The 17,340-nt window shown below is 69.2% G+C and carries 19 protein-coding genes; 6 read left to right on the top strand and 13 right to left on the bottom strand.

What is annotated here, in order from left to right:
- Positions 1-20: 20 nt before the first annotated feature.
- Both AC3WJT_RS05555 and AC3WJT_RS05550 read left to right on the top strand, forming a co-directional pair.
- Positions 21-215 carry a hypothetical protein gene (locus tag AC3WJT_RS05555; RefSeq protein ID WP_492342072.1) on the top strand — a complete coding sequence of 65 codons (195 nt, stop codon included), beginning with the start codon at positions 21-23 and terminating at the stop codon, positions 213-215.
- Complete coding sequence (locus tag AC3WJT_RS05550) at positions 215-1,105, top strand: fatty acid desaturase (RefSeq protein WP_492342071.1); 891 nt, start codon at positions 215-217, stop codon at positions 1,103-1,105. Before AC3WJT_RS05555 ends, AC3WJT_RS05550 begins: the two co-directional genes overlap by 1 nt.
- Here the strand turns inward: AC3WJT_RS05550 and AC3WJT_RS05545 are convergent.
- The gene (locus tag AC3WJT_RS05545; RefSeq protein ID WP_492342070.1) at positions 1,102-1,593 is read right to left on the bottom strand and encodes a GNAT family N-acetyltransferase; all 492 of its coding nucleotides are present in this window, start codon (positions 1,591-1,593) and stop codon (positions 1,102-1,104) included. The two genes, AC3WJT_RS05550 and AC3WJT_RS05545, sit on opposite strands and share 4 nt — an antisense overlap.
- Before the next feature lie 212 nt (positions 1,594-1,805).
- Between AC3WJT_RS05545 and AC3WJT_RS05540 the strand changes: the two genes are divergently transcribed.
- The 3 genes from AC3WJT_RS05540 to AC3WJT_RS05530 all read left to right on the top strand — a co-directional run bounded on the left by AC3WJT_RS05540 (position 1,806) and on the right by AC3WJT_RS05530 (position 5,363).
- Positions 1,806-3,065, top strand: a complete 1,260-nt coding sequence (locus tag AC3WJT_RS05540; RefSeq protein ID WP_492342069.1) for an MFS transporter — start codon at positions 1,806-1,808, stop codon at positions 3,063-3,065.
- A gap of 60 nt (positions 3,066-3,125) precedes the next feature.
- Entirely contained in the window at positions 3,126-4,043 is a 918-nt protein-coding gene (locus tag AC3WJT_RS05535; RefSeq protein ID WP_492342068.1) for an SDR family oxidoreductase, read from the top strand.
- Positions 4,044-4,166: 123 nt separating this feature from the next.
- A complete protein-coding gene (locus AC3WJT_RS05530; protein ID WP_492342067.1) occupies positions 4,167-5,363 on the top strand; it encodes an acetyl-CoA C-acetyltransferase in 1,197 nt (398 codons plus the stop codon).
- On the opposite strand, the gene AC3WJT_RS05525 is transcribed toward AC3WJT_RS05530, so the two are convergent.
- The 7 genes from AC3WJT_RS05525 to AC3WJT_RS05495 form a co-directional block, all read right to left on the bottom strand.
- Entirely contained in the window at positions 5,360-5,659 is a 300-nt protein-coding gene (locus AC3WJT_RS05525; RefSeq protein ID WP_492342066.1) for a hypothetical protein, read from the bottom strand. The genes AC3WJT_RS05530 and AC3WJT_RS05525 overlap by 4 nt on opposite strands.
- A complete protein-coding gene (locus tag AC3WJT_RS05520; RefSeq protein ID WP_492342065.1) occupies positions 5,647-5,958 on the bottom strand; it encodes a hypothetical protein in 312 nt (103 codons plus the stop codon). The genes AC3WJT_RS05525 and AC3WJT_RS05520 overlap by 13 nt, the downstream gene beginning before the upstream one ends.
- Positions 5,959-6,036: 78 nt before the next feature.
- Positions 6,037-6,648, bottom strand: coding sequence for a GNAT family N-acetyltransferase (locus AC3WJT_RS05515; protein WP_492342064.1), 612 nt, complete (start codon positions 6,646-6,648; stop codon positions 6,037-6,039).
- A complete protein-coding gene (locus AC3WJT_RS05510) occupies positions 6,645-7,127 on the bottom strand; it encodes a GNAT family N-acetyltransferase (RefSeq protein ID WP_492342063.1) in 483 nt (160 codons plus the stop codon). Before AC3WJT_RS05510 ends, AC3WJT_RS05515 begins: the two co-directional genes overlap by 4 nt.
- Positions 7,128-7,288: 161 nt before the next feature.
- Positions 7,289-8,257, bottom strand: a complete 969-nt coding sequence (locus tag AC3WJT_RS05505; protein ID WP_492342062.1) for an SDR family NAD(P)-dependent oxidoreductase — start codon at positions 8,255-8,257, stop codon at positions 7,289-7,291.
- On the bottom strand, positions 8,250-8,693 hold the full coding sequence (locus AC3WJT_RS05500; RefSeq protein ID WP_492342061.1) for a MarR family winged helix-turn-helix transcriptional regulator: 444 nt from the start codon (positions 8,691-8,693) through the stop codon (positions 8,250-8,252). Before AC3WJT_RS05500 ends, AC3WJT_RS05505 begins: the two co-directional genes overlap by 8 nt.
- Positions 8,694-8,914: 221 nt before the next feature.
- Entirely contained in the window at positions 8,915-9,988 is a 1,074-nt protein-coding gene (locus AC3WJT_RS05495) for an MBL fold metallo-hydrolase (protein WP_492342060.1), read from the bottom strand.
- Positions 9,989-10,128: 140 nt separating this feature from the next.
- Here AC3WJT_RS05495 and AC3WJT_RS05490 point away from each other — a divergent pair, with 140 nt between their 5' ends.
- Positions 10,129-11,475, top strand: coding sequence for a hypothetical protein (locus tag AC3WJT_RS05490; RefSeq protein ID WP_492342059.1), 1,347 nt, complete (start codon positions 10,129-10,131; stop codon positions 11,473-11,475).
- An 88-nt stretch (positions 11,476-11,563) separates the two neighbouring features.
- Here AC3WJT_RS05490 and hemN read toward each other — a convergent pair whose 3' ends face one another.
- From hemN to ccoG, 5 genes are all read right to left on the bottom strand, one after another.
- Positions 11,564-12,946: an oxygen-independent coproporphyrinogen III oxidase gene (gene hemN, locus AC3WJT_RS05485; protein ID WP_492342058.1), complete on the bottom strand. Its 1,383-nt coding sequence runs from the start codon at positions 12,944-12,946 to the stop codon at positions 11,564-11,566.
- 63 nt (positions 12,947-13,009) lie between these two features.
- Complete coding sequence (ccoS, locus tag AC3WJT_RS05480) at positions 13,010-13,174, bottom strand: cbb3-type cytochrome oxidase assembly protein CcoS (protein ID WP_492342057.1); 165 nt, start codon at positions 13,172-13,174, stop codon at positions 13,010-13,012.
- Positions 13,171-15,345, bottom strand: coding sequence for a heavy metal translocating P-type ATPase (locus AC3WJT_RS05475; protein WP_492342056.1), 2,175 nt, complete (start codon positions 15,343-15,345; stop codon positions 13,171-13,173). The genes ccoS and AC3WJT_RS05475 overlap by 4 nt, the downstream gene beginning before the upstream one ends.
- A complete protein-coding gene (locus tag AC3WJT_RS05470; RefSeq protein WP_492342055.1) occupies positions 15,342-15,830 on the bottom strand; it encodes a FixH family protein in 489 nt (162 codons plus the stop codon). The genes AC3WJT_RS05475 and AC3WJT_RS05470 overlap by 4 nt, the downstream gene beginning before the upstream one ends.
- On the bottom strand, positions 15,827-17,335 hold the full coding sequence (ccoG, locus tag AC3WJT_RS05465; protein ID WP_492342054.1) for a cytochrome c oxidase accessory protein CcoG: 1,509 nt from the start codon (positions 17,333-17,335) through the stop codon (positions 15,827-15,829). Before ccoG ends, AC3WJT_RS05470 begins: the two co-directional genes overlap by 4 nt.
- Positions 17,336-17,340: the final 5 nt, after the last annotated feature.

Here is a 17,340-nt window from a genome sequence, read left to right as displayed (position 1 = left end):
GAACAGGGATCGGATCACGCATGCGCAAGGTGCTCGGCGGCCTGTTCAGGGTCATGCCGTTTCTGTTCGGTCTGGGCTTTATTGGGCCGCTCATCGCGCAGGTCGCGACCCTGGCGGGCTGGACCCTGCCCGGCGACGTCGCGCCGCTGGCCGTCGGCATGGTCGTCGGCGGCGTCTGGGGCGGGATCGCCACCCTGACGGGACGGTGGCTGTGATGATCGCTGTTCCTGACGCCACCGCGCTCGGCGCGCTCGACCCGAAAGCCCTCAACCGTCTGGAAAAGGACATCGCCGACCAGTTCATGGGCGGCGTGCCCTGGGGCTCGGTCGCCTGGGGCCTCGCCAATCTCGCCGTCTGGCTCTCGCTCTGGCCGCTGACGCTCCTGGGCGTCCTGCCGCTCTGGGCGGCCTTCCCGATCGCCGTCCTGAACGTGATGCTCTGCTACCTGCCGTCGCACGAGGCGCAGCACCGGATCATCGCCCGCGAGGGCGAGCCGCTGTTCTGGCTCAACGAGCTGGTCGGCTACGTCTCGACCATTCCGCTGGTGCTGCCCTACCAGGTCGCCCGGCTGACCCACTACGAACACCACACCCACTGCAACGACCCTGAGCTCGACCCGGACATCAGCACCAAGGCCGACGGCCCCTGGCAGGCGATCGGCAACAGCCTTCGCAGACGCCAGCCCGGGTCGAAGGCCCAGGCGGCCTACGGCGAATGTCTCGCCCGCCTCGGCACGCCGGAGGCCCAGGCCGCCGGCCTTCAGGCCGTGGCCGCGCAGCTTGGCTATCTTGCGGTCCTGTTCGCCATGGCCTGGACCGGCCATGCGCTGGAAGCGGCGCTGCTCTGGTGGCTGCCGCGGCATCTGGGCCAGACCTACATCCAGTTCTTTCTCAGCTGGGCGCCGCATCACCCGGCGACCGGCCGAGGCCGCTACAATGACACCCGGGCCTTCCGCAGCGCGGTCGGCAACATCGGCTCGATGGGGATGCAGTTCCACATCATCCATCACCTGTATCCGCGGATCCCGCTGATGCGGACCCCGGCGGCGTACCGGGCCCTTCGGCCGATCCTCGAGGTGCGCGGCTGCGACCTGGAGCGGCTCTAGGCTCGCGCCACCGGTCCCGCCAGCCCGTCCGCCCCGCCGTTGCGCAGCGGCTTGAGCAACACCCGGCGCTGGTCGACGGGGCCGGGCATGCGAACGGCCTTCGCCGGCGCGGCGTCGAACCCGGTCCGTCCGAAGTAGGGCGCGTCGCCGACCAGCAGCACCGCGCGCCAGCCGGCCTTCGCGGCGGCGTCACAGGCCATTTCGACCAGGGTCTGGCCGATCCTGTGCTTGCGCAGGTCGGCCTCGACCGCGATGGGCCCCAGGAACACGACCGCCTCGCCGCCGACCGTGACGGGCCAGAGCCGCACGGACCCGACCAGCGTATCGCCGTCCCAGGCGGTGAACGACAGGTCGGCGATCAACCGGTTGCCCTCGCGCAGGCGGTCGGCGGCCTTCGCATGACGGCCGGGACCGAAGGCGCGGTCGATCAGGGCGGTGATGAGCGGGGCGTCCTCGGGACGCTCGGAGCGGTAGGTGATCTGGGTCATGTCAGCCTGGAGGCGATAGGGGACGAAGCCCCGGACCTCACGGCCGGGGCGGCCTAGGCGCGCGCTGGTCCAGCGCGGCGGATCGTTCGTCGGAGGCCGCGCATCGCGCCCACGTCCCTTGTCGCCACAGAGGGCCGCGACTTAGGGCCGCCGTCCGGCGACGTCAACGGCTGTTGCAGGGCCGCCGTCGAGCGGCGAAGGTGGCGCGCCTCATGTCCGACTCTCCCGACTCCCCGCCCGACGACACCTCGATGCGCGCCCTGCTGGGCCAGACGGACTACGTCCGCTTCTGGCTCTCGCGGTGGCTGGCGGTGCTGGGCGTGCAGATCCAGTCGGTGGCGCTCGGCTGGCATATCTACGACATCGCCCGGCAGACCATGGACGTGCCCCGGTCGGCCTTCATGGTCAGCCTGATCGGTCTGGTTTCGTTCATTCCCGTCCTGCTGCTGGCTCTGCCCGCGGGGGAGACCGCCGACCGTTACAACCGGCGCCGTATCCTGCTGGCCTGCTACGGGGGGGAAATCTTCGTCGCCGCCCTCCTGACCGCCCTGGCGCTGATGAACCTCGCGTCGATCCCGATGCTGCTGCTGTCGGCAGGGATGTTCGGCGCCGCGCGCGCCTATTTCGCACCCGCCAGTTCCGCGCTCGGGCCGATGCTCGTGCCCCGCGCCCTGCTCCCGCGCGCCATCGCCTGGAACAGCCTGGCCTGGCAGAGCGCCTCGATCGCCGGTCCGGCCCTGGGTGGCTTCCTCGTGGCGATCTCGCCGGGCCTGTCCTACGGGGTCGCCCTCGCCCTCTATCTCGCCGCCGCCGTCAGCGTGGCCCTGATCCGCGGCAACGCCCAGCCCGAGGTGCAGCCCGGCTCCCGCTGGGCGCTGATGAAGGAAGGCCTGTCCTACGTCTGGACCAACAAGATCGTCTTCGGCGCCATCTCGCTCGACCTCGCAGCCGTGATCCTTGCCGGCGCCACGGCCATGCTGCCGGTCTACGCCCGGGATGTGCTGCATGTCGGGCCGGAGGGTTTCGGCTTCCTGCGCGCGGCCTCGGCGGTCGGCGCCACGGCGATGGCCCTGTGGCTCGCGTCCTTCCCGGTCACCCGCAAGGCCGGGCTGATCATGTTCGTCTCGGTGGCGATCTTCTGCATCGGCACGGTGGTCTTCGGCCTGTCGACGCTGTTGTGGGTGTCCGTGGTCGCCCTCGCCGTGGCGGGCGCGGCGGACATGATCAGCGTCTATGTCCGCCAGACGCTGATCCAGCTGGTCACCCCGGACAACATGCGCGGTCGGGTGGCGACGGTGTCCTACCTGTTCATCGGCGCCTCGAACGAACTCGGCGAATTCCGCGGCGGTCTGGTGGCCCGTTTCCTCGGCCCCATCATCGCGGTCGCCGGCGGGGGTGCGGCGGCGCTTGTCGTCACCGGCCTCTGGGCGAAGCTGTTCCCGGACCTGCGCAAGGCCGACAGGCTTGCCTAACGCCACGTCCGGCGCTTAGACGGCTGCAAGACTGAAAAAATCATCCAAGGGAGACCCGCCATGGGCGTGCTTGAGGGCAAGGTTGTTCTGGTTACCGGCGCCGCCGGCGGCATCGGCAAGGAGTGCGCCCTGCTGGCGGCCCGCGAGGGCGCCAAAGTGGTGGTCAACGACCTGGGCGGCAGCGTTTCGGGCGGCGACGAAGGCGACGCCGGCCCCGCGCAGATCACCGCCAACGAGATCAAGGCGGCCGGCGGCGAGGCCGTGGCCAACTCCGAGAGCGTCACCTCGATGGCCTCGGTCAAGGGCATGATCGAACAGGCGAAGGACACCTTCGGCGGCCTGCACGCGATCATCAATCCGGCCGGCATCCTGCGTGACGGCATGTTCCACAAGATGACCGACGAGGACTGGGACAAGGTCATCGAGGTGCATCTGCGCGGCGCCTACAACGTTTCCCGCGCCTCGGTGGAGCTGTTCCGCGAGCAGCAGGAAGGCTCCTATGTCCACTTCACCTCGACCAGCGGCCTGATCGGCAACATCGGCCAGGCCAACTACGCCGCCGCCAAGCTGGGCGTGATGGGCCTGTCGCGCATCCTGGCCATGGAAGGGGCGATCAAGAACGTCCGCTCCAACATCATCGCCCCCTTCGCCTGGACCCGCATGATCGCCTCGATCCCGATCAAGGACGAGGCCAGCGCCCTGCGCGTCGAGCGGATGAAGAACGCCATGCGCGCCGACCAGGTCGCCCAGCTGGCGGTCGCCCTCGCCTCGCCCGAGTCGAAGGACGTCACCGGCCAGATCTTCGGCGTGCGCGGCAATGAGGTGGTGCTGTTCGACCAGCCCCGCCCGATCCGCTCGATGGCCAAGGTCGAGGGCTGGAGCCCGCGCTCCCTGCTCGACGTCGCCCTGCCGGCGATGAAGAACAGCTTCTTCGACGCGGGCGCGTCGGCGTCCGTGTTCCCCTACGACCCGATCTGACCCCCCTCCCCGTCATCCCGGACGGCCGCAGGCCGGTCCGGGACCCAGGGGCCACCACAAGAAAGACTGGGTCCCGGCTCTTCGCTTCGCTACCGCCGGGATGACAGCTGAGAAGGAAGTCCCATGCGCCGCGTCGCCATCGTCAGCCCCATCCGCACCGCCGTCGGCAAGTTTCAGGGCGGTCTGTCCAGCATGACCGCCGGCGACCTCGGCGCGGTGATCCTGCGCGCCCTCGTCGACCGCACAAAGATCGATCCGGGCCGCGTCGACGACGTGATCTTCGCCCAGGGCTACGGCAACGGCGAGGCGCCCTGCATCGCCCGCTGGTCGCTGCTGGCGGCCGACTTCCCGATCAGCGTGCCGGGCTACCAGCTCGACCGCCGCTGCGGCTCGGGCCTGCAGGCGATCATCGACGCGGCCATGATGGTCCAGACCGGCGCGGCCGACGTGGTCATCGCCGGCGGCGTCGAGAGCATGAGCAACACCGAGTACTACAGCCTGGACATGCGCAACGGCGCCCGCGCCGGACCGGTGACCATGCACGACCGCCTGGCTCGCGGCCGGGTGATGAGCCAGCCGATCAGCCGCTTCGGCGTGATCAGCGGCATGATCGAAACCGCCGACAACCTCGCCCGCGACTACGACATCACCCGCGAGCAGTCCGACGAATACGCTGTCATGAGCCACCAGCGCGCGACCAGGGCCTGGGCCGAGGGCAAGTTCGACGACGAACTGGTCAAGGTGGCCGTGCCGCAGAAGAAGGGCGACCCGGTCATCTTCGAGAAGGATGAAGGCTTCCGGCCCGACGCCACGATGGAGAGCCTCGGCAAGCTGCGTGCGATCGAGAAGGACGGCGTGGTCACCGCCGGCAACGCCAGCCAGCAGAACGACGCCGCCGCCGCCTGCCTGGTCGTCGCCGAAGACAAGCTCGCCGAACTGAACCTCGATCCGATGGGTTGGTTCGTCAGCTGGGCCGCCGCCGGCTGCGACCCGTCCCGCATGGGCATCGGCCCCGTGCCCGCCGTCGAGCGGCTGTTCAAGCGCACCGGCCTGGGCTGGAACGACATCGACCTGGTCGAGCTGAACGAGGCCTTCGCCCCGCAGGTGCTGGCTGTGCTCAAGGGCTGGGGCTGGGACGACCGCGACAAGCTGAACGTCAACGGCAGCGGCATCTCGCTGGGCCACCCGATCGGCGCGACCGGCGGCCGGATCCTCGCCAACCTGCTGCGCGAACTGCACCGCCGCGACGGTCGCTATGGCCTCGAGACCATGTGCATCGGCGGCGGCCAGGGCATCGCGGCGGTGTTCGAGCGGGCCTAGGTCCCGCCGACGGCGTTCCGCGCCAGGCCGGCGCGGATCGCGGCGTCCATGTCTTCCTTGCCGCGCCCGGTCATGGCGGCCCAGTCCTTGCGGGTCATGCACTTCTTGGGCAGCTGGATGCGCGTGCCGCTGACGTCGACGCGCTTGCAGACGATCTCGAGGTCAGGATCGACCTTCGCCGGCGCGGGGGTCGGCGCAACCGCCGGCGCGACGACCGGCGTCTGGGCCAGGGCGCTGGACGAGACCGCGAGGCCCAGGGTCAGCGCGAGGACCAGCCGCCCGATCACTGTCCGCACGCCCCGCCCGGCTGACCGACGCAGTTGCGGGTCAGGCCATTGCGCGTCAGGGCGTCGAGCCCTTCCTTGGCGCCGGCCGACTTGGCGGCCCATTCTTCCTTCGTCAGGCAGATTTTGCGCTGCGGCACGCGGCTGCCGGTGACGACCAGAATCTTGCAGATCTTGCCGTCCTTGGTCGTCGCCGTCTGGGTCGGCGCAGGGGGGCCGTCCGAGGCGGTAATCGTGTTCACGGGCTGCGCCGTGGCGGCGGTGGCCAACAGGCCGCTCAGGGCCGCAGCGGCGATCATGGATCGGATCATTGATGTTGCTCTCCATCAAACGGACGGAGCGTGATCCGGCTTTCCCGCGCTTGCAACCCGAAACTGCGGCTCCCGGATCTACCCCCAGCGCGCCGTCCAGGCGTCGCGCGTCACTTCCCAGTAGAGCGACACCCGTGTCGAACCGTCGGGGCGGATACTGTCGCGGGTTCCCATCCGCACGAACCCGGCCGCATCGATCAGCTTCGCCGACCGCACATTGTCGAGCGCCGCCGTGAGCCCCATCAGCCGTACGCCGAGCGTGGCGAAGATCCAGCCGAAGGTGTGCAGCGCGCCTGCCCCACCCTGCCCGCCGCTCTGGCGGTCCGCACGCAGGGCGCCGGCCAGCTCCGCCGCCGACCGTTCCGGCCAGACGCTGACGCAGCTGTAGCCGGCGATCCGCCCTGTCTCGTCGCGCGTGAGGATCAGCAGCCGCCGCCCCTCCTGCCGCAGCGCCTCGGACTCGGCGATCCAGCGGGCCATGGTGTCCCCGGTAAAGGGCCGGGGCAGGTCATAGATGGCGTCCGATACGCGGGGGTCCGCCAGGAAGTCCGCCAGGTCCGCCGCGTCCTCCGCCCGCGCCAGGCTGCGGCCCGGGCCGAGGGTGTCCAGATCCGCCGACAGCACCGCCCGACGGATCGCCGCCGCTTCCTCGGCCGGGACATCCAGCACGGTGACCGGCGGCGCGCTCACGGATGGCCCGCCAGCCGGTCAAGCGCCTCGCCTGTCAGCCGGCGCGTGGTCCAGCCATCGAGCGCCCCGGCGCCGAGCGAGTCGTAGAAGGCGATCGACGGGGCGTTCCAGTCGAGCACCGCCCAGTCCAGCCGCGGCAAACCCTCGTCCCGGCAGCGCCGCGCGAGGCCGGCCAGCAACGCCTTGCCGGCGCCGTGCCCGCGGGCGGCCTCGTCGACAAACAGGTCCTCCAGGTAGATCCCGTGCCGCCCCCGGAAAGTGGAGTAGCTGTAGAACCAGACCGCGAATCCGACCGGCGCGCCGTCCAGGTCCGCGATGTCACAGAACACCCTGGGCGCCGCGCCGAAGAACGAGGCCTCCACATCGGCCAGCGTCAGGTCCGCCTCGTGACGCAGCTTCTCGTACTCGGCCAGCGCATGGATGAACCGCAGAATGGTCGGCGCGTCGGCGGGTTGGGCGGGTCTGATCGTCAGGGTCATGAAATCGAGTCTAGCCCTCCCTCACCCTGATGGGGAGAGTGCGTCCTTCGAGACGCTCGCTTGAGGCTCGCTCCTCAGGATGACGTCGAGGGTGGGCTACACTTCTCTTCGTCATGGTGAGGAGCGGGCCCTCAGGCCCGCGTCTCGAACCACGCTACGCTTCACCCCGCGCCGACCGTCTCGACCGAGATCGCCCAGAGCCGCTCGGCGTCTTCCGGATCGAGCGCGTGCGGCAGGACGCCGGTGAACGGGGACTCCTTGCTCCAGGGCAGGGCCTGGCCGCAGTTCTCAAGATAGAGGCCGCCGACGCCTTCCAGCTCGGGACCGACCGCCGCCCAGACGCTGGTCGAGGCGCCCTGCTCGGGCGTCTTGAAGCCGTCGCGGATCTTGCCGGTTTCCGGGTCGATCCAGCCCATGGCGACCATTTCCTCGTGCTGCATATGGCGCTGCAGCGGGGTCATGATGCCGCCCGGCATGACCGCGTTGGCGGTGACGCCGCGATCCTTGAAGCGCTTGTGGAAGCCGACCGCGAACAGGGCGTTGGCGGTCTTGGCCTGACCGTAGCTCTCCCACTTGTCGTAGGGGCGGGTGATGTAGTTGGGGTCTTCCCAGTTGATGCCGGACCGGCGGTGGCCGATCGACGACAGGCTGACCAGCCGCGCGGGTTTGCCCTGCTGCCGCGCGCCGACTTCCAGCGCCGGGGCGAGCAGCACACCGAGCAGGAAGTGGCCGAAGTGGTTGGTGCCGATCTGCATCTCGAACCCGTCATGGGTGCGGTCGAGCGGACAGGCCATGACAGCCGCGTTGTTGATCAGGATGTGCAGGGGCGCGGTCCCCCAGCGGCCGGCGAACGCGCGGATCGAGGCCAGCTCCGAGAGGTCGAGCATCTCGAAGCGGGTCTTGCCCGGGGCGGTCCTGTCGATGTCGGCGATGGCGGCGGCGGCCAGGTCCGGCTTGCGCGCGGCGATGACGACGTCGGCGCCGGCCTCGGCCAGGGCGCGGGCGGTCTCGATGCCGATGCCGGTGGCGGCGCCGGTGACGATCACGGTCTTGCCGCTCAGGTCATGGCCGGCCACGACCTCGCGGGCCGGTGTGAAAGCCCCGAAGGGCGAGGTGATGCGGTCAGTCATGAGTCAGGTCCTCCCTGGAGAATTTTCCGGCGACGGCTTCCAGCCATCGGGCGACGATCGTTGCGTCCTCCGCCGACAGGCCGTCGCTCATGCGCTGGTTGAGATCATCGAGCAGGGCGACGGCGCGCTCACGCGCCGACCAGCCCTGCTCTGTCAGATAAAGCCGCTGCCCGCGGCCATCGGTCGGGTCCGGCCGGCGCTCGACATAGCCCGCGCGCGTCATGCGATCGACCAGTCCGGTCATGGCCGAGGGGGCCACGTCCAGCGCCTCGGCGGCGTCGCCGATGGCCGCGCCGTCGGATCTGCCGAGGAACAGCACCAGCCCGGCCTGCGCCGCCGTCACGCCCTCGATCTGAGCCGCCTCCGCCTCCACCCAGCGCTCGACGCGCTTCTGGGCGGTTTTCAGCAGGGCGTAGAAGAGAGGGCGCTCAGTCATCGAACGCGACTATATGCTTCACATGCGAAACATCAAGTTCACATGTGAAGTAAAACCTTCCTCTCCACGACGTGGGGAGGGGGACCATGCGGAGCATGGTGGAGGGGTCACCGCGAACACGAGTTGCCCATCCGGAATTCCGACCTTTCCGGCCAGCCCGGAGTCGCCCCTCCACCAGCCTTCGGCTGGTCCCCCTCCCCGCTACGCGGAGAGGAAGGTTTTCAGGCCGCGCGGTACCAGATGACCCCGTCGGCGTCGGTCTCGGCCACGGCCTTGCCGCGTTCGATCAGGCAGTTGATGTGCGCCAGCCCCTCGCCGGTCGCCATGCCCAGCAGGTCCGGGCCGATGGGGCGGGCGAACAGCGCGCCGAACACGTCCACCGCACGCTTGGGCGCCTTGGTCAGCAGCGCCTGCAGCCGGCCGAGCGAACGCTCGTGGCCGGCGATCAGGTGATCGAGCCGCGCGTGCAGGCCGTGGAACGGGTCGTTGTGCGCCGGCAGCACCAGCACCTCGTCGGGCACCTCGCGCTTCACCTTGGCGCAGGAGACCATCCAGTCGGTCAGCGGATCGGCCTCCGGTTCAGTCGGAAACACCGAGACGTTCGACGAAATTCGCGGCAGCACCTGGTCGCCGGAAATCAGCAGCTTCAGCTCCGGACAGTAGAGGCAGGCATGGTCCGGCGAATGGCCGCAACCGGTCACGACCCGCCAGGTGTGGGCGCCGATCAGGAACTCCTCCCCGTCGTTCACCCGTCGATAGCTGTCGGGCAGCTGGTAGATCGCCTTGCCGAAGCCGCCGAAGCGCGTCCGGTAGTTTTCCAGCGCGTCCTCGTCCCAGCCTGCCGCCTTGTAGAAGTTGATGCCGTCCTCAGGCGCCTCGCGGCCGGTGTCGGCCACCAGCATGCGGCACTGCAGATATTCCAGTCGCGTCATCCACAGACGGCAGTCGAACTTGCGCGTCATCCAGCCGGCCAGGCCGATGTGGTCGGGGTGCAGGTGGGTGACGATCACGCGCGTGATCGGCTTGCCCTCCAGCCCCTCCTTGAAGGCCGCGCGCCAGGCCTGGGCGGTATCGCGGGTCTGCATGCCGGTATCGACCACGCACCAGCCCTCGCCGTCAGCGATGGCCCAGACATTGATGAACTGCAGCGCCCCGCCAAGCGGCATGCGCAACCACTTCACGCCGGGTGCGACATCCAGCGCCTCGCCCGTGCCCGGAGTCGGTCCCGTCTCGAACGGATAGTCCAGTTTGGGACGCCGGATCTCGGTCGCCGTCTCTTCAATGCCGTCCCGCAACGTGCTGCACCCCTGATGAATGGCGCCATCATCGGCCGTTCAGCCCCGCGCCGCAATTCCGCCAGTGGGTTGCGTGATCTTGACCCTTGAAAAAAGCGCGCGTTTAAGTCCGCGCGAGGAACCTGCCAGGAGTGCACGATATGAAGATCATCGAGATCGGCCTGGCGGCCGCTCTTGCCCTGTTTGTGGCGGCCCCCGCCACAAGCGTGATGGCGGCGAAGAAGCCCGCCGCGGCCGCTGATGGTGTGGACGCCAAGTCGCGGGAAAAAGGCATGGCCGAAGCGCCGGCTCTCGTGACCGCGAGCGGACTGAACTGCGCCGTGGCCGACGCCCGCTGGATCGGCGCCGATTCGAAGACCAAGCAGGCCTACTATGAAATCGCCTGCAACCCCGGCCTCGGCGGCGTGCTGATCACCGGCAAGGACGCCGCGACCCCGCCCGCCTACTATCCGTGCCTCGAAACGGGCAAGCCGACCGCCGATGGCAAGCCGGGCCCGCTGGCCTGCAAGCTGCCGGGCAACGTCGATCCCGTCCAGGCCCTGGCCCCGCTGGTCGCCAAGTCGGGCGTCACCTGCGCCATCGACAAGGCCCGCTCGATCGGCGCCAGCACGAAGAACACCTTCTTCGAGGTCTCCTGCGCCGACGGCCCCGGCTACATCCTGGTCGCCTCCTTCCCGGCCGACGCGGCCAAGGAGGTCAAGGCCAACACCTGTCTCGCCTATGAGCCGGGTGGCAACCTGTCCTGCGAACTGACCAGCCGCGAGGCCCAACTGGCCATGGTCGACACGCTCGCTGCCGCTTCCGGCAAGAACTGCGTCGTCACCGACAAGCGCTACATCCTGTCGGCCCTCAACGGCTCGATCTACTTCGAAGTCGCCTGCCAGGACGGCAAGGGCTACGTGCTCGAACGCGCCAGCAATGGCTCGCTCGCCCGCGCCATCGACTGCGCCAACGCGCCGGGCGGCGCCGAATGCACCCTGACCGACGCCCGTGAGGCCAAGACCGAACAGGCGGGCCTCTACAGCCGCCTGGCCGCCAAGGCCGGCTTCCCCTGCAAGGTCGAGAAGTACGCCCTGTTCCCGGCCCGCGTCGCGCGTCAGGAAGTGGTCGAACTGAAGTGTTCGGACCGTCCGGACGGCGGCGTCGCCGTGTTCGACGCCGACGGCGCCGGCAGGGTCTACAACTGCATCGTCGCCGAACTGCAGGGCTACGGCTGCTCGTTCACGCCCAAGGCTGCTTCGGTCGTCAAGATCAGCAACGACCTGAAGGCGCTGGGCAAGGGCTCCTGCGTCGTGTCCGACGCCCGCATCATCGGCAAGACCGACGCGGGCGACGGCTACATCGAAGTGGCCTGCTCCGACGGCCTGCCGGGCTGGGTGCTCAACTACGCGGCCAAGTCCGACACGCCCAAGGAAGTCCTGAGCTGCCGTCAGGCCTCGGGCGTGGGCGGCGGCTGCAAGCTGCCGACGAACAAGTCCGGCGCCTGACGTCCGGACTGACCTGAAACGGAAAGGCCCGCCGGAGCGATCCGGCGGGCCTTTTTCGTTTCGGCGCCACGCTGCGGCGTGGAGGCGCCTACAGAACCCGGGAGAACCGCGACGCCGCGCCGCTGCGCCCGTCGAATACGCGGGCCACAGAGCGGATCAGGGGCTCGCCCAGGGCGGTCATCTCGACGGCCCCGCCGGACAGCGTCACGACGCCGTCCTCGGCCATGGCCTTCAGAGCCGCCCGCTCGGCTTCGAGGTCGTTCAGAGACCGTCCGTGGCGGGCGCAGACCGTCGCCAGATCGACCGCCCGCTGACACATGAGCGTTTCGATCACATCGCCGCGGAAGCGGTCTTCGTCCGTCAGGCCGACGCCTCGCGAGACCGGCAGCCGCCCTTCCTGGACCCGCCGCCGCCATCCCAGCTCGGTGGCGTCGTTCTGATAGAAGCCCTGCGGCAACCGGCTGATCGACGACGCGCCCACGCCGATCAGGGTCATGTGGGGGTCAGCGGTATAGCCCTGGAAATTGCGGCGCAGCCGGCCCTGCTTCAGGGCGACGGCCAGAGGATCGTCGGGCACGGCGAAGTGGTCCAGGCCGATGCGGACATACCCTTCGGAGATCAGCTTCTCCCCCGCGGCCTCGTTCTGGTCGAGCCGTTCGGTGGCGCCCGGCAGATCGGACGCATCGATCAGCTTCTGGTGCGGCTTGACCCAGGGCACATGGGCATAGCCGAACAGGGCCAGGCGTTCGGGGCGCAGGGTCAGCACCTTGTCGAGGGTGGCCAGGACATCTTCGGTGCGCTGGCGCGGCAGCCCGTACATCAGGTCGAAGTTGATCGAGCTCAGGCCTGCCTCGCGCAGCCAGCCGACGGCGCGCTCGACGACGGCAAAGGGCTCGTGCCGGTTGACCGCCTCCTGCACGTGGGGCGACAGGTCCTGGACCCCGACGCTGACGCGGCTCAGGCCGTGGAAGGCCGCGGCGGTCACCCAGTCACGGGTCAGAATCGCCGGGTCCAGCTCGGCGGCGATCTCGGCGCCGGGCGAGACCTTGAAGACATGGCGCAGGGCGCGGAACAGGGTCCCCAGGTCATCGCGCGAGAGCTTGTTGGGCGTGCCGCCGCCGAGGTGGATGGCGCCGGCGGTCGGCCGACCCGGCAGCGCCTTTTCGATCAGCGCCAGTTCGTCGGCCACACCGGCGACATAGGCGCTGACAAGATCGGGATTGCGAACCGCGCGCGTGTTGCAGCCGCAGTACCAGCAGAGGCGCTCACAGAACGGAATATGGACATAGACCGACAGGCGCTCGGCCAGGTCGATGTCGCCCAGCCAGCCGGCCGCGACGTCCTCGTCGACCGCGCTCGAGAATTCAACGGCGGTTGGATAGCTGGTGTAGCGCGGCGCATTGCCGTCGTAGCGGGCGAGCATGGCGTCCCGCGGCGAGGCGGAAACACTGGAAAGGGCTGTGGCGGTCATGGCGAAGTCCTGCGAGCTTGACGCCACTCTGGCCAAGCCGATCCACCCTCGCCGTGATATGTATCAAGGATTGCTGTCGGGGCCGTCCGCCAGATGATCATCGAGAATCCGGGCCGCGTCCCCCTTGGGGTCCGCGTATTGACCGTCCCGGATGGTCCACCAGAAGGCCGCCAGGCCGGTCAGCGCAAGCAGCAGCGAAAAGGGTGCAAGCAACAGGACGATGGTCACCGCCGGCCTCCCGTCAAATTCATCCGCAGGGCGTTGAGCGTCACCACCAGCGACGAGCCCGACATCGCCACGGCCGCCACCAGCGGATTGACCAGGCCGAAGATCGCCGCCGGCGCCGCGACGACGTTGTAGAGCGCTGAAAAGGCGAAGTTCTCCATCGCCCGACGACGCGCGGCGCGGGCGACCCGGATACTGAAGGGAATCGCTTCCAGACCCTGGCCTGAGAACACCAGATCGGCCGCGCTCTGGCTGGCGTCGACCGCCGAACCGGGCGCCATGGAGGCGTGGGCGCGGGCAAGGGCGGCGGCGTCGTTGAGGCCGTCGCCGACCATCAGGACCTTGCGGCCGGACTCCTTGAGCCGGTCCAGCACGGCGACCTTGTCGAACGGGGTCAGGCCGGCTGTCCAGCGATCGACGCCGGCCTCATGCGCGGCGCGCGCGACCGGACCTGTGACGTCCCCGGAGAGGACCTCGACCGTGAGCCCGAGCGCCTTGAGCTGCGCAATGGCGGCGGCCGCGTCCGGCCGAAGCCGGTCCTCGAAGGTGAAGCGAACGCGAGTGTCGCCGTCGAAGCCGAACCAGAGTTCGGTGGCGTCCGCCTGGCGCGATTCGACGCCGAGAAAGGCCGCGCGGCCGAGGCGCGCGCGACGGCCATCGATGACCCCCTCGACCCCCATGCCGGCGACTTCCTTGACCTCGGTCGCGGGATCGCCGCAGCCGGCAGCTTCCGCCAGGGCGCGGGCCAGGGGGTGGCGCGAGGCGCGCGCCAGCGGCGCCGCCATGGCCAGAACCTGGGGCGGCGCGTCCAGCAACATCGGGCGGCCTTCGGTCAGGACGCCGGTCTTGTCGAACACCACATGATCAACCTCGGCCAGCCGCTCGAGCGCCGCGCCGGTCTTGACCAGGACGCCCTTGCGGAACAGGCGGCCCGAGGCGACGATCTGGACCGCCGGAACGGCCAGGCCCAGGGCGCAGGGGCAGGTGACGATCAGGACCGCGGCGGCGCGCAGCAGCGCTTCGCGCGGGCCAAGGCCGAGGGCCCAGCCGCCGGCGAAGGTCAACGCCGCAAGCGTATGAACCACCGGCACATAGAGCGCCGCGGCCTTGTCGGCGAGCTGGACGTAGTTCGAGCGGCTCTGGGCGCCGGCCTCCATCAACCGGGCGATCGCCGCGATGGCGGAATCTTCCGATCGGGCCAGAACCCGAAGAACCAGCCGACCCGACAGGTTCAGGGCGCCGGCGTTGACCACCGCGCCCGGGCCGACGATCGCGCTGGCCGTCTCGCCGGTGATCAGGGCGTTGTCGATATCCGAGCTGCCGGCCTCGACCTGGGCGTTGACCGGGATCCGGTCGCCGGGGACCACGACGAGGGCGTCGCCGACCTCGACGTCCCCGACGGGAACGATCTGCTCGCCGCCGTCGGCCAGCAGGCGGGTCGCCACCGGCGCCTGGAGCGCCAGCAGGTCGCGGGCAGCACCGCGCGCCTTGGCCCGCAGCTTGTGGTCCATGTAGCGGCCGATCAGCAGCAGGAACAGCAGCGTCACGGCGGCGTCGAAGTAGGCGTGCGGCCCCTGCTGCAGCGTCTCGGAGAAGCTGACGATCAGGGTCAGGATCACGCCGATGGAGATCGGCACGTCCATGTTCGCCTTGCCCTTGCTCAGCGACGCCCAGGCCGACCGGAAGAACGGCACGCCGGCGAACAGCGCGCAGGGCGTCGCGACGGCCGCGGCGAACCAGTACATCAGCTGGCGCGTCGACGGGTCGAGCTCCTGGCCGAAGAAGCCGGCCCAGACCGGCACGGTGAACATCATCGCGTTGCCGGCGCCGAAGGCGGCGACGCCGAGCGCGAGGGCCAGGGTGCGGCCTTCCTTGTCGTGCGCGGCCTCGGCCTTGCCCGGGTCGAACGGGGTGGAGGGATAGCCCTCCTTGTCGAGCGCCTCGATGATCAGGCCCGGATCGCCGTCGTGGCCGAGAAACCGCACCGCCAGCTTGCCGGTCGTCAGGTTGAAGCGGGCCGAAGCGACGCCCGGCGCTGCGCCGGCGACCCGCTCGATCTTCGACATGCAGGCGGCGCAACGCGCGCCGGTCACCAGCAGCTCCACCCGTCCCTGGTCGCTATCGTCGTGCGTGACGAAGGCCGACAGGTCGCGGTGGTTCAGCGCGATCGTCACGGGCGCACCAGCCGGCGCTGCGCCTCGAACAAGGTCTCGCCCGGCCCGCGAATCGTCACGCGCAGATCCCAGGCCCCGTCGAGCGGCGCGGTGTCGGCGCGATAGAGGCCCGGCCCTGCGCTCGCAAAGCGCACCGTGCGCTTGCCGCGCGTCGTGGCGGGGCGTTCAAGCTCCCCGGTGACCGTGAGTCCCTCCAGAGCGGCGCCCGTCCTGTCCGCCACCCGGACCTGGACGGTGTCGCCGGCGGTTTCCTCGATGGTGGCGGTCCAGCCCAGGGCCGCTTCCTGACGGCGCTGGGCGAGGGTCCGGTTGTAGAGCAGGCCCGTCTCGTAGGGATTGGAAGCGGCTTCGCCCGAGAAGGTGCGATAGGCCAGCGAGACAAACACGATGTCGACGGCGATGATCACCCCGAAGAAGGCGATAAACGCGGCCAGCACGTGCCAGCCCTTGATCGTGAAACCCGTCGTCGTCGTCATCTCGGTCATCGCGCGTTCGCCTCTCCTGAAAGGAAGACCGTACGCTTCTCGGCCGATCCCGACTTTGATCTAATCGAGAAAACGACCGGCATGCTGGTGGCCGGAAGCGCGCCCTTCGGAGCGCTGACGAAGACCCGCATGGCGCGCACCTCGTCGGGCTGGACCAGGACGGTCAGCCGGTCGGCGGAGGCCGACGCACCCGGCGTCTTCAGGACAACGCCCTTCAGACCGGTGAACCCGACCTCGAAGGTCTGCGGCACGAAGCTGCGGTTGGTGATCTTCAGCGTGTAGGCGTTGCGTATCGATCCGTCGTGCAGCCGGATGAAGGTCGGATTTCGGTCGCGAAGGACGTTGAGATCGACCGGCGTCCGCTGCAGGAAGCCCCACAGCATGATGGAGCTGACGAGGCCGAGCGCGACCGTGTAGTAGATCGTGCGCGGGCGGACGGGCTTGTAGACGACCGACTTCTTCTCGACGCGACTGACCACGGCATGGTCCGTGTCGTAGGCGATCAGGCCCTTGGGCCGACCCATCTTGACCATGATCTCGTCGCAGGCGTCGACGCAGAGACCGCAGTTGATGCACTCGAGTTGCGAGCCGTTGCGGATGTCGATGCCCATCGGACAGACGATGACGCACTGGTTGCAGTCGACGCAGTCGCCACGGCCTTCCCAGGACTGGTCCTTCTTGTGCGGCCCGCGCGGCTCGCCGCGGTCGCGCAGATAGGTCACCTGGAGCGAATGCTCGTCGAGCATCGCGCCCTGGATTCGCGGCCAGGGGCACATGTAGGTGCAGACCTGCTCGCGCATGGTTCCGGCCAGCGCATAGGTCGTGGCGGTGAGGATGGCGCAGGAAATGTAGGCGGTCAGGGGCGCGGCGCCGACCCAGAAGGTCCGGATCAGGGTCGGAGCGTCGTGGAAGTAGAAGATCCAGGCGCCGCCGGTGCTGAAGGCGATGCCCAGCCAGACCGCGTGCTTGCCGCCCTTGCGCCAGAACTTGTTGAACGACATCGGCGACTTGTCGAGCTTCATCCGTGCATTGCGGTCGCCCTCGAAGGCGCGCTCGACAACGATGAACAGGTCGGTCCAGACGGTCTGGGGGCAGGTGTAGCCGCACCACAGGCGGCCGAACAACGCCGTCACCAGGAACAGCGCCAGGGCCCCCATCACCAGCAGGCCGGTGATGAAATACACCTCCTGCGGCCAGAGCTGGATGAAGAAGAAATAGAACCGGCGGCCGGTGAAATCGACCAGCACCGCCTGGTCGGGCAGCAGGCCCGGACGCTCCCAGCGGATCCACGGAACGATCCAGTAGAAGGCCAGCGTCGCGATCAGCATGGCCCATTTGATGGTGCGCCACTTGCCGTGCACCAGCTTGGGATAGATCGGGACACGCTTCTTGTAGAGACCGCCGCCCTGATCCGCCTTGCGACGGGCCAGAGCGGCGGCACTGACCGGACCCGGGCTGTTGTCAGCCGCGCTGGGGGGCGTGGTCCGGTCAATTACGACGGTCATAATGG

The sequence above is a fragment of the Caulobacter sp. FW305-C-30-S16 genome, assembly GCF_058783025.1.
The sequence above is the reverse complement of the archived record's forward strand: the minus strand, read 5'-3'. Positions and strand labels throughout refer to the sequence as shown.

Coding starts and splice junctions, on each gene's coding strand:
- AC3WJT_RS05555 (WP_492342072.1), top strand. CDS start 21: ATGCGCAAGGTGCTCGGCGGCCTGTTCAGGGTCATGCCGTTTCTGTTC.
- AC3WJT_RS05550 (WP_492342071.1), top strand. CDS start 215: ATGATCGCTGTTCCTGACGCCACCGCGCTCGGCGCGCTCGACCCGAAA.
- AC3WJT_RS05545 (WP_492342070.1), bottom strand. CDS start 1,593: ATGACCCAGATCACCTACCGCTCCGAGCGTCCCGAGGACGCCCCGCTC.
- AC3WJT_RS05540 (WP_492342069.1), top strand. CDS start 1,806: ATGTCCGACTCTCCCGACTCCCCGCCCGACGACACCTCGATGCGCGCC.
- AC3WJT_RS05535 (WP_492342068.1), top strand. CDS start 3,126: ATGGGCGTGCTTGAGGGCAAGGTTGTTCTGGTTACCGGCGCCGCCGGC.
- AC3WJT_RS05530 (WP_492342067.1), top strand. CDS start 4,167: ATGCGCCGCGTCGCCATCGTCAGCCCCATCCGCACCGCCGTCGGCAAG.
- AC3WJT_RS05520 (WP_492342065.1), bottom strand. CDS start 5,958: ATGATCCGATCCATGATCGCCGCTGCGGCCCTGAGCGGCCTGTTGGCC.
- AC3WJT_RS05510 (WP_492342063.1), bottom strand. CDS start 7,127: ATGACCCTGACGATCAGACCCGCCCAACCCGCCGACGCGCCGACCATT.
- AC3WJT_RS05505 (WP_492342062.1), bottom strand. CDS start 8,257: ATGACTGACCGCATCACCTCGCCCTTCGGGGCTTTCACACCGGCCCGC.
- AC3WJT_RS05500 (WP_492342061.1), bottom strand. CDS start 8,693: ATGACTGAGCGCCCTCTCTTCTACGCCCTGCTGAAAACCGCCCAGAAG.
- AC3WJT_RS05490 (WP_492342059.1), top strand. CDS start 10,129: ATGAAGATCATCGAGATCGGCCTGGCGGCCGCTCTTGCCCTGTTTGTG.
- hemN (WP_492342058.1), bottom strand. CDS start 12,946: ATGACCGCCACAGCCCTTTCCAGTGTTTCCGCCTCGCCGCGGGACGCC.
- AC3WJT_RS05470 (WP_492342055.1), bottom strand. CDS start 15,830: ATGACCGAGATGACGACGACGACGGGTTTCACGATCAAGGGCTGGCAC.
- ccoG (WP_492342054.1), bottom strand. CDS start 17,335: ATGACCGTCGTAATTGACCGGACCACGCCCCCCAGCGCGGCTGACAAC.